The 14292-nt window shown below is 74.4% G+C and carries 15 protein-coding genes; 10 read left to right on the forward strand and 5 right to left on the reverse strand.

The window, feature by feature from the left end:
* Nucleotides 1–104 precede the first annotated feature (104 nt).
* Complete coding sequence (locus tag SCK26_RS05060; protein ID WP_318200040.1) at nucleotides 105–785, forward strand: TetR/AcrR family transcriptional regulator; 681 nt, start codon at nucleotides 105–107, stop codon at nucleotides 783–785.
* The gene (locus SCK26_RS05065; RefSeq protein WP_318200041.1) at nucleotides 782–1930 is read left to right on the forward strand and encodes an NAD(P)/FAD-dependent oxidoreductase; all 1149 of its coding nucleotides are present in this window, start codon (nucleotides 782–784) and stop codon (nucleotides 1928–1930) included. The genes SCK26_RS05060 and SCK26_RS05065 overlap by 4 nt, the downstream gene beginning before the upstream one ends.
* Before the next feature lie 160 nt (nucleotides 1931–2090).
* On the opposite strand, the gene SCK26_RS05070 is transcribed toward SCK26_RS05065, so the two are convergent.
* On the reverse strand, nucleotides 2091–2771 hold the full coding sequence (locus tag SCK26_RS05070) for a helix-turn-helix domain-containing protein (protein WP_318200042.1): 681 nt from the start codon (nucleotides 2769–2771) through the stop codon (nucleotides 2091–2093).
* Between the two features lie 99 nt (nucleotides 2772–2870).
* Here SCK26_RS05070 and SCK26_RS05075 point away from each other — a divergent pair, with 99 nt between their 5' ends.
* Nucleotides 2871–3428, forward strand: coding sequence for an NAD(P)H-dependent oxidoreductase (locus SCK26_RS05075; protein ID WP_318200043.1), 558 nt, complete (start codon nucleotides 2871–2873; stop codon nucleotides 3426–3428).
* 99 nt (nucleotides 3429–3527) lie between these two features.
* Here SCK26_RS05075 and SCK26_RS05080 read toward each other — a convergent pair whose 3' ends face one another.
* A complete protein-coding gene (locus tag SCK26_RS05080) occupies nucleotides 3528–5558 on the reverse strand; it encodes a TerD family protein (protein WP_318205923.1) in 2031 nt (676 codons plus the stop codon).
* Nucleotides 5559–5799: 241 nt separating this feature from the next.
* Between SCK26_RS05080 and SCK26_RS05085 the strand changes: the two genes are divergently transcribed.
* Nucleotides 5800–6261 (forward strand): hypothetical protein, encoded by a 462-nt coding sequence (locus SCK26_RS05085; RefSeq protein ID WP_318200044.1) that lies wholly within the window; start codon nucleotides 5800–5802, stop codon nucleotides 6259–6261.
* A gap of 189 nt (nucleotides 6262–6450) precedes the next feature.
* Here the strand turns inward: SCK26_RS05085 and SCK26_RS05090 are convergent, their stop codons facing one another.
* Complete coding sequence (locus tag SCK26_RS05090) at nucleotides 6451–6879, reverse strand: hypothetical protein (protein ID WP_318200045.1); 429 nt, start codon at nucleotides 6877–6879, stop codon at nucleotides 6451–6453.
* A 145-nt stretch (nucleotides 6880–7024) separates the two neighbouring features.
* A complete protein-coding gene (locus SCK26_RS05095; RefSeq protein ID WP_318200046.1) occupies nucleotides 7025–7696 on the reverse strand; it encodes a helix-turn-helix transcriptional regulator in 672 nt (223 codons plus the stop codon).
* A 110-nt stretch (nucleotides 7697–7806) separates the two neighbouring features.
* Here SCK26_RS05095 and SCK26_RS05100 point away from each other — a divergent pair, with 110 nt between their 5' ends.
* Complete coding sequence (locus SCK26_RS05100; protein ID WP_318200047.1) at nucleotides 7807–8253, forward strand: hypothetical protein; 447 nt, start codon at nucleotides 7807–7809, stop codon at nucleotides 8251–8253.
* A gap of 68 nt (nucleotides 8254–8321) precedes the next feature.
* The gene (locus SCK26_RS05105; RefSeq protein ID WP_318200048.1) at nucleotides 8322–8768 is read left to right on the forward strand and encodes a type II toxin-antitoxin system PemK/MazF family toxin; all 447 of its coding nucleotides are present in this window, start codon (nucleotides 8322–8324) and stop codon (nucleotides 8766–8768) included.
* A 71-nt stretch (nucleotides 8769–8839) separates the two neighbouring features.
* On the opposite strand, the gene SCK26_RS05110 is transcribed toward SCK26_RS05105, so the two are convergent.
* The gene (locus SCK26_RS05110) at nucleotides 8840–9667 is read right to left on the reverse strand and encodes a TIGR02452 family protein (RefSeq protein WP_318200049.1); all 828 of its coding nucleotides are present in this window, start codon (nucleotides 9665–9667) and stop codon (nucleotides 8840–8842) included.
* A 229-nt stretch (nucleotides 9668–9896) separates the two neighbouring features.
* On the opposite strand from SCK26_RS05110, the gene egtA reads away from it, so the two are divergent.
* The 4 genes from egtA to egtD are packed head-to-tail and all read left to right on the forward strand — an operon-like array spanning nucleotide 9897 to nucleotide 14282.
* Entirely contained in the window at nucleotides 9897–11210 is a 1314-nt protein-coding gene (egtA, locus tag SCK26_RS05115; protein ID WP_318200050.1) for an ergothioneine biosynthesis glutamate--cysteine ligase EgtA, read from the forward strand.
* Nucleotides 11207–12544: an ergothioneine biosynthesis protein EgtB gene (egtB, locus tag SCK26_RS05120; RefSeq protein WP_318200051.1), complete on the forward strand. Its 1338-nt coding sequence runs from the start codon at nucleotides 11207–11209 to the stop codon at nucleotides 12542–12544. Before egtA ends, egtB begins: the two co-directional genes overlap by 4 nt.
* The gene (gene egtC / locus SCK26_RS05125; protein WP_318200052.1) at nucleotides 12544–13323 is read left to right on the forward strand and encodes an ergothioneine biosynthesis protein EgtC; all 780 of its coding nucleotides are present in this window, start codon (nucleotides 12544–12546) and stop codon (nucleotides 13321–13323) included. Before egtB ends, egtC begins: the two co-directional genes overlap by 1 nt.
* Entirely contained in the window at nucleotides 13320–14282 is a 963-nt protein-coding gene (gene egtD / locus SCK26_RS05130; RefSeq protein WP_318200053.1) for an L-histidine N(alpha)-methyltransferase, read from the forward strand. Before egtC ends, egtD begins: the two co-directional genes overlap by 4 nt.
* Nucleotides 14283–14292 lie beyond the last annotated feature (10 nt).

Raw genomic sequence — 14292 nt, forward strand, 5'->3', positions numbered from 1 at the left:
GAGGGCGGGTGGAGGTGGTCCATCCTTCGACGGACACGCCTCCCTGGAGCGAACATGTTCGGCCCGAACTTGTTCGCGACGAACATGTTCGTTACAGTTGCGGCATGACCGCTGCTCCCCGCTCCCGTCGAGAACGCCCCGCCAAGCCCGCCCTGACCCGGGAGGGCATCGTCGCCGCGGCCGTCGCGATCCTGCGCGCCGAAGGGCTGCGCAAGGTGACGATGCGACGGCTCGCGCAGGAACTCGACACCGGCCCCGCCTCGCTGTACGTGTACGTCCGCAACACCGACGAACTGCACGCCGCCGTCCTGGACGAGCTGCTCGGCACGGTCGGCCCGGCGCCGGCCGGGGGCAGTTGGCGGGAGCGGCTGGAGCAGGTGCTCACCCGCTACACCGCGATGCTCCTGGAGCACCCCTCCCTGGCCCGCTCGGCGCTGACCGCGCGGCCGAGCGGCCCGCACTACCTGCGCCTGATCGAGACCCTGCTCGGTCTGCTGCGGGAGGGCGGGGTGCCGGGCGCGCAGGCCGCCTGGGGCGTGGACCTGCTGCTCCAGCACGCCACCGCGACCGCCGCCGAGCACGCCGGCGAGGAGTCCCCGGCCGCCTGGGAGGCGGTGGCCCGGGCCCTGCGCGAGGCACCCGCCGCCACCCATCCGCACATCGCCGCCGACGCCGGGGCGCTGCTGTCCGGCACGCCCGAGGCCCGCTTGTCGTGGGCCTTCCAGACGCTGATCACCGGCATCGAGCGGACCGTCGTACCGACCGAAGGCCAGGAGGCCACATGACCACCACGCCCCTCCCCCACCATCCCGTGGCCGTCGTCGGCGCGGGCCTCGGCGGGCTCGTCCTCGCCCGTGTGCTGCACGTGCACGGCATCGAAGCCGCGCTGTTCGACCTGGACCCGTCCCCGGACGCCCGGGCCCAGGGCGGCATGCTCGACATCCACGACGACTCCGGGCAGGAGGCGCTGCGGGCGGCCGGCCTGCACGAGCGGTTCCTGCGCCTCGTCCACGCCGGCGGCCAGGCCACCCGGGTCCTCGGGCAGGACGGCGCCGTCCGGTTCGCGGCGCCCGACGACGGCAGCGGCGGCCGTCCCGAGACGGACCGGGGCGACCTGCGCGAACTGCTGCTCGGCTCCCTGCCCGCGGGCACGATCCGGTGGGGTGCCAAGGTCGTCGGCGCCCGGCCGCTGGACGGCGGCCGGCACCGGGTGACGCTCGCGGACGGCTCCGGGTTCACCACCGATGTGCTGGTCGGCGCGGACGGCGCCTGGTCCCGGGTGCGGGAGCTGGTCTCCGCCGCCCGGCCCGCGTACACGGGCGTGTCGTTCGTGGAGGCGGATCTGCGGGAGGCCGACCTGCGCCATCCGGTGAGCGCGGAGGTGGTCGGCGGCGGCATGCTCTTCGCGCTCGGCCCGGGCCGCGGCTTCCTCGGGCACCGGGAGCCCGACGGCAGCCTGCACGTGTACACCGCCGTGGCTGCGCCGGAGGACTGGCTGGACGGCATCGACTTCGCCGACACCGAGGCGGCGAAGGCGGCCGTGCTGAAGGAGTTCGACGGCTGGGACGAGCGACTGCGGGCGCTGGTCCGCGACGCGGACGGGGCGCTGGTGCCCCGCCGGATCCACGCGCTGCCGGTGGGCCACCGCTGGGACCGGGTGCCCGGGGTGACGCTGCTCGGGGACGCCGCCCATCTGATGTCCCCGTTCGCGGGCGAGGGCGCGAACCTGGCCCTGCTCGACGGCGCCGAACTGGGCCTCGCGCTGGCCGCGCACCCCGGGGACACGGAGGCCGCGCTGACCGCGTACGAGGCGCGGATGTTCCCGCGTGCCGAGGCGTCGGCGGCGGAATCCGCGCGCGCCCAGGAGATGCTGTTCGCCGAGGACGCCCCGCGGGGGCTGGTGGAGATGTTCACCGGAACGGGGGGCTGAGCGGACGCCCGTCCGAGCGGGAAGCGGGCGAATCCACGCCGACCGCGCCGGGCTCCGCCCGTCGGTTCCGTACGGCCGGCTCGCTCGCTCCGCGCGGGGCCGGACCGGCGGCTGTGGGTCCGCTGTGGGTCCGTGCGACCGTCCACCGCCTCCCGGCGGGTCAGCCGGGCGGGTCCGTGCGGGTCACCCGGGCGACCAGGTCGAGCCAGGCGGCCTCCAGGCGCTCCATGGGCATCCCGCACTGCCGGGTGAGGTGGTGGATCAGCGCGGGGTCCAGGGAGGCCAGCAGGGTGTGGGCGAGCAGGTCGCAGTCGGCGTCGCGGACGATCTGCCGGAGCAGCACCGTGATGTGCGCGCGCAGGGCCGCGGAGACGGGGTGGGACAAGCGGCGGGTCGGCTCGGACTGGGCCGCCAGTTGCAGGTCCAGCTGCTCGGCCGAGCGGTACAGCACGGCCACGCCGAACGCGCGGAGCCGGTCCAGCGGCGGTGCGCCGGGGCCCAGCGGCGGGGGCCCGCCCAGGAAGTCGGCCTGGAGCTGCCGGGCGGAGTGGTCGAGGAGGGCCATCAGCAGTCCGCTGCGGTCGCCGAACCGGCGGAAGACGGTGCCCTTGCCCACGTCGGCCGCCGCGGCGACCGCCTCCATGGTGACCCCGGCCACCCCGTGCTCGGCGATCAGCCGCGCGGCGGCCTCCAGCAGCCGGGCCCGGTTGCGGGCCGCGTCGGCGCGCAGGCACGGCTCGTCGGGAGCCGCGCCGACCGCCAGCAGCGAGGGGGTCTCTGAGGGCTCCTGAGGCTTCGGGAAGGGCGGCAGGGCGCTGGACATGACGCCAGCGTAAAGCATCGGGAAGAAAACTGGACCGCGGTCCGCTTATGGTGATACACACTTAAACGGACTTCGGTCCGGATCGTGACAGCGATGTTTCAGCCCCTTGGAGTTCCCATGTCTGTTCGTATCCTCGCGCTGGTCGGCAGCCTCCGTGCCGGTTCGCACAACCGCCAGCTCGCCGAGGCGGCCGTGAAGCTCGCGCCGGAGGGCGCCGAGGTCGAGCTCTTCGAGGGCCTGGCCGACGTCCCGTTCTACAACGAGGACATCGACGTGGAGGGCAGCGTGCCGGCCGCCGCCGCGAAGCTGCGTGAGGCCGCGAACGCCGCCGACGCCTTCCTGCTGTTCTCCCCCGAGTACAACGGCACCATCCCGGCCGTGCTGAAGAACGCCATCGACTGGCTGTCCCGCCCCTACGGCGCCGGCGCCTTCGGCGGCAAGCCCGTCGCCGTGATCGGCACCGCCTTCGGCCAGTACGGCGGCGTGTGGGCCCAGGACGACACCCGCAAGGCCGTGGGCATCGCCGGCGGCAAGGTGATCGAGGACATCAAGCTGTCCATCCCGGGTTCCGTCACCCGCTTCGCCGAGACCCACCCGTCCGACGACGCCGAGGTCGCCGCCCAGCTGACCGAGGTCGTGGCCCGCCTGCACGGCAACGTGGGCGCCGCCGCCTGAGCCACCCACCCCCAGGGGCCGAAGCCACACCGGCTTCGGCCCTTGCGGTTGCCCTGGCCGGCCGGAGACTGTGCGGACGGCCGGCCGGCACGGGCGATCTCACGCGGAGGTCACCGGCTCCCTGACGGATGCGCGTCGCGCCGGCGGCCGGTCGAAGGGCACCACCACGTTGCCGTAGAAACGCTGTACGGCGTCGTCGACACTGCGGATGAAGCCGGTCGCGGCGTTGCCGCGGCCGCTGCCCATGCTCTTCGCCAAGGAGAGGCGGAAGCCGGTGATCCGGGCGCCGTCGGCCTTGGGCAGCAGGTCCGCAGGTTCGGGGCGCAACCGCTCCAGCGTTCCTCGCGGGCCACCCGTCTCACCGTCGACCAGTGTCTCGATGTGCAGGTCGGCGGGCGCCTCGGCCAGCCGCCGGACGAGCCTCTTCGCCCAGGCCAAGGGGTAGCCCTGGGCAGGGGCGGGGACATCCGTGGAGACCCGGAGCCTGCCGGTCCGCAGGTCCGCCCCGACCGACAGCACACCGGACGTGCCGTCGATACGGAGTTCGGCCTGGAGCCGGCCCTGGAGGCAGAGCCGGTCGGCCTGGGCCTGGCGCAGTTCTCGCGGGTTCCCGCCACGCTTGCCCCGCTGCACCGGGAGCACCTTGCGTCCGAGTTCGCCTCCGAGTCCGAGGCACACCTGACGGATGAGCCGTTCCCAGCTCTCCACGACTTCGAGCGCCCTCGGATCGCCCTGGCACAGCGTCTCGTCGTCGATGCCGTTGCGCACCGGCACCCAGGCGGGGCCCATGTTCTGGAATCCGTGACAGCCGGAATTCTCGTGCTGGAGGTAGTGCAGCAGTTCCTGGAGCAGCCAGGCGTGTCCCGCGTTGCCGACGCCTTCGTGGCGGATCAGCACCTGGGCCTGGTAGGCGACTTCCGCCCAGGACAGATGCCGGAGGGCCACCTTGTGCTTGCGCCGGCCGTCGACCTTGACGTCCACCAAGGGGCTGGCCTCCAGGGCTACGTCGTTCGACAGTGTGATGACGGCCTCGTAGCCCCGGCGCGCGGCGATATCCATGTACGCCTGCACCTGATCGCTCTTGAGCGCGTTGCCGTTGGTCTTCGTCTCGACCAGCGCGGTCCACAGCTTGCCCGCCCGTTCGACGCGCACGACACCGTCCGGCCGTCGCGGTGTGTCGCCGTGCGGCAGGGACACCTCGACGAACGTCTCCATGCGGCCCGCGGGCGCTCCGAAACCGGCCATGAGCCTTCGGCCGAACTCCGGCACCTGGGCCATCACCGACAGCAGGACCGAGGTCGCGCGGGTCTCCCGGTCCCGGTCGCTCTTGAGTGCCGAGACCGGAAACAGTCTCGCTTCCCTCCAGGATTCGTTCTCGGCGAGAGACTTCTTCGCCGCCCTGGGAAGGGTGATTTTCCTCTTGGCCGTGCGGGGGCGTGGTGCCGGGCCGGGCGCCTGAACCGCTTCACCGGACCGGCGGGGGGAGGGTACGGCGGGCAGCGCCGGCCCCGGTGCGGGATCGGCCGTGCCGGCATGCGGCGTCGCGTCGTCCTCCTCGGCGCCCGCCTCGTCCAGCCCGGACTCCGCCGCCGCGTCGTCATCGATGTCGACGCCGAAATCCGTGGCCAGACCGGCCAGCCCGTCGGCGTACCCCTGCCCCACGGCACGGAACTTCCATGCGCCGTCCCTGCGGTACAGCTCGCCGAAGATGACCGCGCTCACCGACTGCGCGTCGTCGATGGCGAACCGGAGGATGCCCTCGCCGGCCGCGTCGGACAGCGTGACCCCCAGGTCCTCCAGCTCACCGAAGCGGGCGCCGCCGTACCGGCTCGCGGCGACGACCATCCTGTCGACGTCCTCCGGTACCGCCGTCAGATCGAACCCGATCCGGTCCTCGTCCCCCCGCTCCGCCGGGGCCTTGCCGAGCAACTGCACGCTGCCGTCCGAGGCCACCGGGTTGTTGTAGAAGTAGAAGTCGGCATCGCTGCGCACCTTGCCGTCCGGCCCGAGCAGCAGGACCGACACATCAGCGTCTCCCTCACCGCTCGGACTGGCCCAGCGGAGGCTGACGATCACCGAACCGACGTTCTCGCTCAGGGCCGAAAGCGTCGCATTCGAGCCCTTCACCATCTCCCGCACCAACAATCCCCCCAGACTGCCGCGTTTCCCCTGCACACACGCCATCGGACCTCATCGCACCACTCGATGTGATGTGGCCCACAGAGGAGGACTGTAACCTCCAGGCAGCACCACAAGGGCCGAAACCGCATGGAGGACCGCGGCCCCTGTGGCTCGGGCGGCCGGCGGCGGGCGGCGGCTCGACGAGGTCGAAGGTGAGGGAGGGGCTTGGGTGAGTTACGAGTTGCGGGCTGTGATCGCGGAGGCCGGGCTGCTGCGTCGTGTGTCACGGGATCTCGCGGGGGCCCGGGTGGCGGCTCTTCGGCAGGGGCTGGCGTTGATGCCCATGACGGATGAGCCGGCCGGCGCCTTCACGGACGGCGGTGATGCGGAGGTTCTGGGGTTCGGGCGGCTGTCGGCGGGCTTCGAGAGGACGCTCGGCCGGTGGTCCGTCGCGGGGCCCCTCGCCTATGTCGAGGCCGAGTACTTCGGGGGTGCGGGTGAGCAGCGAGCCGCCGTGTGGGCTGACGGAACCTTGGTGCTGGGGCCGCTGGACGTGCCGGTGAAGAGGTGGTTCTCGCGGCCGGTCGGTCCCGTCTCGCAGGCCCTGCGGCGGCTCGGTGTGCGCAGGCGGCCAGGTGGGGACGAATTCGACGCCGTGGGACTCGGCCGGCACCGGCACACCGACGACTGGGCGGCTTCCGGCGCCGGTTGAGGACGCGGCGGCCGACGGCGCCGGCCGGACCGAGACGGGGCGGCGGTGACGGTGGTCGGATGCCGGCCGCAACGGACCGTCTACGCCACGGCCGCGTACGGCGGTCGAGCCGGTCGCGTCGCAGGTGAGCGCCGTACATGCCGGTCAGGCTCCGCCGGGCCGGGACGCCCGGACGGCCGGGTCCGCAGGTCAGGACGTCGCCAGGGTGATGCCCAGGGCGAGCAGGGTCGCGGCCTTCAGGATCTCCAGCGCCACGTACCACAGGTGGCTGCGCGAGCGGGGCAGGTGCTCGCCCGCGAGCACCCGGTCGGACCTGCGGTTGAGGACGGGGCGGACGACGGCCAGCTGTACGGCGAGGAGTGCCGTCGCCGACGCGGTCGGCCCGATGATCGCGGCCGGGGCGCCGCCCACGGCCACCGCGATGATCACGGCGACGGCCAGGACCGCCTCCACGGTGTTCAGTGCCCGGAACACCAGCCGGCCGATGCCCAGCCCGAGCGGGATCGTCACCCCGGGGGCGCGGAACTTCAGCGGCGCCTCCAGGAAGGAGATCGCCAGCACCATGCCGAGCCAGACGAAGGTGATCGCGCCGGCGGTGGCGGCAGAGGCGGCGTTCATGGGGCTACGGGCCTTTCTCCGCCGGGTCGGCGGGTTGTCCTCGGGGGCCTGGCAGGGGCCCGCGCAAGGGCCTGAGCGGAGGTCCGCCGGTCGGCTGCGGCGGACCGGGACGCCGGCCGCCCGGGTCCGCCGAGGGCCGGCCGGCTCAGGCGGCCGGTGTGCCGGCCAAGTGCGCGACGCACGCGTCCGGTTCGGCGAACGGCTCCAGCGCGGTGGCCGTCAGCGGCGCGCCCATGCGGGCCAACGCGCCCTGCATCAGGCCCAGATGGAGCGAGCAGACCAGGCCGCCCTGCTCCTCGGCGAGTTCCAGGAAGGGGCAGTGCCGCAGCCGGATCCGCCGAGGCGGCCGACCGGGCTCGCCGTCGTCTTCGGGCCGCGGGGCGAACCCCAGGCCGTCCAGCAGGGCGAGCAGCGCGGCCGTCGACCGTTCGGGGGTCGGCGTCTCGTCCGGCGCGGGCGGGTCCGCCAGATAGCGGCCCCAGGTCCGGCCCGTCTCCCGGGCCTCCGCGCGCGCCTCGGCGGGGTCGGCCGCGGTCCAGCGGCTGAGCAGCATGCGGGCCAGCAGCCGGTACTCGCGCGGGCCGCCGCGGTCCATGCCGGGACGGGCGGTGTAGACAGTGCGGGGCCGGCCGGGCCCGGAGGGCTTCTCGGTGCGGCGTTCGACCAGGCCGTCGGCCACCAGGGCGTCCAGGTGGAACCGCACGGTGTTGGCGTGCAGCCCCATCCGCTCGGCGGCCTGCGCGACACCGAGCGGCGCGGGCGCCGCGCGCAGCACGTCCAGCAGCGCTCGGCGGCGCGGACTCTCCCGCGTGCTCACGTCCGGGCACCCCTCTCGTCCGCGATCGGTTTTCACGAATCCTACATGTATTAATTGTTAGGGTGGTCGGGAGTGAGACCGGGGGAACGCGAGACCGAGGGGAACACCAGATGACATCGCCGTCCGCGGCCGACACCGGCCCGGCCGCCCGTCCGGCGACCGAGCCGCGCGTCCTGTGCGAGACCCGCGCGCTGGCCGAGGCGCCGCCGGTGGCCGCCGGGGTGCTGTGGAAGCTGGCCGAGAGCGGGCGCCAGCTCGACGCGAACGTGGTCCGGCTGGCTCCGGGCGGCCGGGTACCGGCGCACACCGAGACGCAGTTGGACGTGCTGGTCCTGGTCGTCGCCGGCGACGGTCTGCTCGGCGACGGCTCCTCGGACCCGGGGCAGCCGCTCGCCGAGGGCGCCCTGGCCTGGCTACCGCACGGCGCCGCGCGCAGCATCACCGCCGGCCCGGCCGGGCTGACGTACCTGACCGTGCACAACCGGCGCCCCGGCATGCGGATCGGCGCGCGCCCCGACGCCGTACCGGCCCGGCTGCCCGACGCGGCACCGGCGTGACAGCCGGGTCCTGAGGGGCGTAACACCCGGCCGCCCCAGGCGGATTGCCCGGGCGTTAGGGTTCCCGCGTGAGCACCTTCACCGACGACAACGCCCCCGGCCGCCACGGTCCGCACGCCACCACCGAGGCCGACCCGCGCGAGGTGGGCCGGGTGCGCACCGAGTACTCCCCGGCCCATGACGGCGACCCCGACCCCGGGGAGATCGTGTGGACGTGGGTGCCGTTCGAGGAGAACGACGGCCGGGGCAAGGACCGTCCGGTGCTGGTCGTGGCCCGGGAGGCGGCGGGCACCCTGCTCGCCGTACGGCTGTCGAGCAAGCGGCACGACCGGAACCGGGACTGGGTGGCGATCGGCGGCGGACCGTGGGACCGGTCGGGCCGCGACTCCTGGGTGGACGTGGACCGGGTGCTACGGCTGCACGAGCGGGGCATGCGGCGGGAGGCCTGCGCGCTGGACCGCATGCGCTTCGACCTGGTCCGGCAGCGGCTGCGCGAGCGTTACGGCTGGACCTGACACCGGACCGGGCCGACGGACGCCGGGCCCGCGCCGGACGGCCGCGGACCACCGGCCCGCACAACCGCCGTTCACTCCCGCGTCCCGGGAAACGCCCGCGCGAACGCCTCCCGCACCACCGCCCCCGGTGTCCGGTCCAGCACGCCGAACACCACGTGCTCGAACGAGCGCGAGAAACGGCCGCCGGGCCCCAGGGCCGCCCGGAAGGCACCAGCGACCTGCGCCGGATCGTTCTGGAAGACGCCGCAGCCCCAGGCGCCGAGCACCAGCCGCCGGTAGCCGTGGGCCGCAGCCGTCTCCAGCACGCGTTCCGCCCGTGCCGCGAGGACACCCGGCAGTGCGGCGGCCCGCTCCGGCGCCGTGCGCCGGATGACGCCCGCGTTCGGCGCGGCGGCCGTCAGGAAGCCCGCGAGATACGGCTCGGCGAGCAGCCGGCCCCGGTCGTCGCGGAAGACGGGGACGCCCGGCGAGTGGATCACCCGGTCGGTGTAGAACGGGTCGCGGTCGGCGCGGTGGTGGTCGTAGAAGCCGCGCGCCGTCAGCAGGCAGGTGTGCAGCGCGGAGGCGCGGCACAAGGCCTCCTCCTGGGCCTGCGCGCCGTTGAGGTAGCCGCCGCCCGGGTTGCGGGCCGAGGCGAAGTTCAGTACGGCGACGGGCACCTCGGCCAGCCGGCGGGCCGCCTCGAGGCTGCTCTCCCCGGTGACCTCGAGCCGTGTGCCGCCCTCCGGCACCGGCACCGCGGGCATCGGCACCGGGCCGGGGCCGAACATCCGGGTGCCCGCCCGCGCGGCCTCGACCGCCTCCGCGACCGGCACCTGCCGGCCGTCCGGTGCCCGGTACCGGCCCGCGGCCACGATCTGTTCCGTCTCCGCGGCGATCCCGCGCAGCCGCGCGCTCACGGCGCCACCCCCGTGGGCGCCACGGCCGCGCGCCGCGCGGTCTCCCCCGTCGTGCTCATGCACGCATCCTGGGCGATGCTGGGGAGACGGCGCAACGGAATTGCCGGCGCGCCCGCGACGGCCGGACCCGCGCTCTTGTGCGCGGCCGCCGAAGGGTCTTGGCTGGGAACTGCTTGTTCGGCCCGCGCCACGGGCCGATGGCATGCTGGAACCTCAGGAGGATCCCGACATGTCCGATATACAAAGCGACGGCGGCGACTGTACGGAGCACCGCACCGCCGTCACCGAGGCCGAGGTGGAGGCCCTGGTCCGGGGCATCTGCTTCAAGACCGGACCGCCGCGCGCACTCGGTGTCGAGCTGGAATGGCTCGTGCACTCGCTGGAGCTGCCACAGCTCCCGGTCCCACCCGAACGACTCGAAGCGGCCTACGCCGCGGTGCGGAAACTGCCCCTGGCCTCGGCGCTCACCGTCGAGCCCGGCGGCCAACTGGAGCTCAGCTCGCCGCCCGCCGCCTCCCTGATGGAGTGCGTGGAGACCGTATCCGCCGATCTGGACGCCGTACGGGCCGTCTTGGCCGGTGACGGCCTCGGGCTCGCCGGCATCGGCCACGACCCCTGGCACCCGCCCCGCAGATTCCTGCACCAGCCCCGCTACGACGCCATGGAAGCCTGTCTGGACCGCACCGGTCCGGCCGGCCGGCACATGATGTGCTCCTCCGCCTCCGTCCAGGTGTGCGTGGACGCCGGGCAGGAGGAGCCGGGCCCGCTGGGGCACGCCCGGCGCTGGTGGCTGGCGCACCAGCTGGGCGCGGTCCTGGTGGCCGCGTTCGCCAACTCCCCGCTGATCGGCCTGCGGCGCACCGGCTGGCGGTCCGCCCGTCAGCTGACGTGGATGGAGATAGGGCCCGGCCGGGCCGGCGCTCCGCCGCTGGACGGCGAGCCGCGCGCCGCGTGGGCCCGGCACGTCCTGGACTCGCCGGTGATGTGCGTGCGCCGGGACAGCGGCCCCTGGGAGGTTCCCGAGGGGCTCACCTTCCGGGAGTGGACGCGTACCGGCGCGCCCCGGCCGCCCACCCGGGCGGACCTCGACTACCACCTGAGCACCCTGTTCCCGCCGGTCCGGCCGCGCGGCCATCTGGAACTGCGGATGATCGACGCGCAGCCCGGCGCGGACGGCTGGATCGTGCCGCTCGCGGTGACGGCGGCGCTGTTCGACGATCCGCAGGCCGCCGAGACCGCCTACCGGACCGTGAAGCCGCTCGCCGAACGGGCCCTGGACCGGCCCGCACCGCACAATCCGCTGTGGGCCGACGCGGCCCGGCACGCTCTCGCCGACCCGGAGCTGCGCGAGGCAGCCGACGGCTGCTTCGCGGCGGCCCTGGAGGCCCTGCCCCGGCTCGGCGCCACGACGCGGGTCGTCGACGCGGTGGCCGGGTTCCGGGACCGCCATGTGGCCCGGGGCCGCTGCCCGGCCGACGACCTGCTGGACGAAACCCCACCCGGAGGCACCCGTGCCCACGGGAGGAAGGACAGCCGCACATGACCGCCCCGGAGACCGGAACCACGACCACCGAGACGGACACCGAGACCCTGCGCGAGCGCGCGCTGGCCTGCCTCACCACGGCCCGTGACCGCACCACGCTGCTGACCACCTGTGTCGACGAACCGGACCTCACCGCCCAGCACTCCCCGCTGATGTCCCCGCTGGTGTGGGACCTGGCGCACATCGGCAACCAGGAGGAGCTGTGGCTGCTGCGGGCGGTCGGCGGCCGGGAGGCCATACGGCCGGAGATAGACGGCCTCTACGACGCCTTCGAGCACCCGCGCGCCGAGCGCCCCAAGCTGCCGCTGCTGCCGCCCGCCGAGGCCCGCCGGTACGCGGCCGAGGTGCGCGGCCGGGCGCTGGACCTGCTGGCGAAGGCGGACTGTGACGGCGGCCGGCTGACCGAGGCGGGTTTCGCCTTCGGCATGGTCGCCCAGCACGAACAGCAGCACGACGAGACCATGCTGATCACGCATCAGCTCAGGAAGGGCCCGCAGGCGCTCACCGCGCCGGACCCCGAGCCGGTGCCGCCGTTCACCGGTCCGGCCGAAGTCCTGGTGCCGGGCGGCCCGTTCATGATGGGCACCTCCGGCGAGCCCTGGGCGCTGGACAACGAACGGCCGGCGCATCCCCGGGAGGTGGCGCCGTTCTGGATCGACACCGTCCCGGTGACGAACGCGGCCTACCAGGCGTTCATCGCGGACGGCGGGTACGACACCGAACGGTGGTGGACGCCCGAGGGCTGGGCGCACATCCGGCGGCACCACATCACCGCCCCGCTGTTCTGGCGGCGGGACGGCGACCGGTGGCTGCGGCGCCGGTTCGGCGGCACCGAGCCGGTGCCGCCGGACGAGCCGGTGCTGCACGTGTGCTGGTACGAGGCGGACGCCTACGCCCGCTGGGCCGGACGCCGGCTGCCGACCGAGCCGGAGTGGGAGAAGGCGGCCCGCTTCGACCCGGTCACCGGCCGTTCCCGGCGCTACCCGTGGGGCGACGCCGACCCGGCGCCCGAACACGCCAACCTCGGCCAGCGGCACCTGCGGCCCGCCCCCGCCGGCAGCTACCCGGCCGGACAGTCGCCGCTGGGCGTACGGCAGTTGATCGGCGACGTGTGGGAGTGGACGGCGAGCGACTTCCTGCCGTACCCGGGGTTCAGGGCCTTCCCGTACAAGGAGTACTCGGAGGTCTTCTTCGGCTCCGACCACAAGGTGCTGCGCGGCGGCTCCTTCGCCGTGGACCCGGTGGCCTGCCGGGGCACGTTCCGCAACTGGGACTATCCCGTGCGCCGGCAGATCTTCTCCGGGTTCCGCACCGCCCGTTCGGAGGCCGTCTGATGTGCCGTCATCTCGCCTATCTGGGGCCCGAGGAGCCGCTCGGCCGGCTCCTGGTGGAGCCCGCGCACGGGCTGTACCAGCAGTCGTGGGCGCCGCGCCGGCAGCGGTACGGGACGGTCAACGCCGACGGGTTCGGGGTCGGCTGGTACGCGCCGGGGGATCCGGCGCCGGCCCGCTACCGGCGGTCCGGGCCGATCTGGGCCGACCTGTCCTTCGCCGACCTGGCCCGGGTGGTGCGCTCGGGCGCCGTCCTCGCGGCGGTCCGGGACGCGACCCTGGCCGGAGCGGACGCCGAGGCCGCGGCGGCGCCGTTCGCGGCCGGGCGGTGGCTGTTCAGCCACAACGGGCTGATCGCGGGCTGGCCGGACGCGGCGGCACCGCTGGTGTCCGCGCTGCCCCCGGTCGAGTTGCTGTCGCTCCAGGCCCGCACCGACTCGGCGTTCGTCTGGGCCCTGGTCCTGCACCGGCTGCGGGCCGGTCAGGCACCGGAGCGGGCGCTGGGGGAACCGGTGCGCGAACTGGCCCGGGCGGCCCCGGCCTCCCGGCTCAATCTGCTGCTGACCGACGGAGCCACGATCACCGCGACCACCTGGGGCGACTCGCTCTGGTACCGCGCGGAGCCCGGCCGGAGCACGGTCGTCGCCTCCGAGCCGTACGACGACGATCCGCTCTGGCGGGAGGTCCCCGACCGCACCGTGCTCACCGCGAGCCGCACCGGCGTGCTGCTCGCCCCGCTGGAGGATCCGGCGGCCGTACCCTCGAAGGAGCCCTGCCGTTGAGCCCCTTGCACATCACCCGCACCCTTGCCGAGGACGCGACGGAGGCCGCGCTGCGCGCCGACGTCCTGCGCGGCCTCACCGACACCCCCAAGTGGCTGCCGCCCAAGTGGTTCTACGACGCCCGCGGCAGCGAGCTGTTCGAGCGGATCACCGAGCTGCCCGAGTACTACCCCACGCGGGCCGAGCGGGAGATCCTCGTCACCCGGTCCGGGGAGATCGCGGCCGCGAGCGGCGCCCGCACCCTGATCGAACTGGGCTCCGGTTCCTCGGAGAAGACCCGCCACCTGATCGACGCGCTGCCCGCGCTCGCCGCGTACGTGCCGGTCGACGTCAGCGAGAGCGCGCTCACGCGGGCCGGACGGGCGCTCGTCGAGGAGCGTCCGGGGCTCGACGTGCACGCGCTGATCGCCGACTTCACCGCCCCGCTGACGCTGCCCGCCACGCCCGGGCCCCGGCTGCTGGCCTTCCTCGGCGGCACCATCGGCAATCTGCTGCCCGCCGAGCGCGCCCGGTTCCTCGCCTTGGCGCGCGCGCTGCTCGCCCCGGGCGACGGACTCCTGCTCGGCACGGACCTGGTCAAGGACGAGCGGGTGCTGGTCCGCGCGTACGACGACGCGGCCGGGGTGACGGCCGCGTTCAACCGGAACGTGCTGGCCGTGATCGACCGCGAGCTGGGCGCCGACTTCGATCCGGAGGCGTTCGACCACGTGGCCCGGTGGGACGCCGAGCGGGAGTGGATCGAGATGCGGCTGCGCTCCCGTACCGCCCAGACCGTGAAGGTGCCCGCGCTCAGTCTCGCCGTGGAGTTCGCGGCGGGCGAGGAGCTGCGCACCGAGGTGTCGGCCAAGTTCCGCAAGGAGGGCGTGACCTGCGAACTCGCCGCGGCGGGCCTGGAGCTGACCCACTGGTGGACGGACGCGCCGGGCCGCTTCGCGCTGTCGCTGAGCGTGGCGCGGTGACCGCGGAACC

This window comes from Streptomyces sp. SCL15-4 (assembly GCF_033366695.1).
Lineage (GTDB): Bacteria > Actinomycetota > Actinomycetes > Streptomycetales > Streptomycetaceae > Streptomyces.

Excerpts from the sequence above, each read along its gene's own strand:
- SCK26_RS05060 (WP_318200040.1), top strand. The coding sequence starts at position 105 with ATGACCGCTGCTCCCCGCTCCCGTCGAGAACGCCCCGCCAAGCCCGCC.
- SCK26_RS05065 (WP_318200041.1), top strand. The coding sequence starts at position 782 with ATGACCACCACGCCCCTCCCCCACCATCCCGTGGCCGTCGTCGGCGCG.
- SCK26_RS05070 (WP_318200042.1), bottom strand. The coding sequence starts at position 2,771 with ATGCTTTACGCTGGCGTCATGTCCAGCGCCCTGCCGCCCTTCCCGAAG.
- SCK26_RS05075 (WP_318200043.1), top strand. The coding sequence starts at position 2,871 with ATGTCTGTTCGTATCCTCGCGCTGGTCGGCAGCCTCCGTGCCGGTTCG.
- SCK26_RS05080 (WP_318205923.1), bottom strand. The coding sequence starts at position 5,558 with ATGGTGAAGGGCTCGAATGCGACGCTTTCGGCCCTGAGCGAGAACGTC.
- SCK26_RS05090 (WP_318200045.1), bottom strand. The coding sequence starts at position 6,879 with ATGAACGCCGCCTCTGCCGCCACCGCCGGCGCGATCACCTTCGTCTGG.
- SCK26_RS05100 (WP_318200047.1), top strand. The coding sequence starts at position 7,807 with ATGACATCGCCGTCCGCGGCCGACACCGGCCCGGCCGCCCGTCCGGCG.
- egtA (WP_318200050.1), top strand. The coding sequence starts at position 9,897 with ATGTCCGATATACAAAGCGACGGCGGCGACTGTACGGAGCACCGCACC.
- egtB (WP_318200051.1), top strand. The coding sequence starts at position 11,207 with ATGACCGCCCCGGAGACCGGAACCACGACCACCGAGACGGACACCGAG.
- egtC (WP_318200052.1), top strand. The coding sequence starts at position 12,544 with ATGTGCCGTCATCTCGCCTATCTGGGGCCCGAGGAGCCGCTCGGCCGG.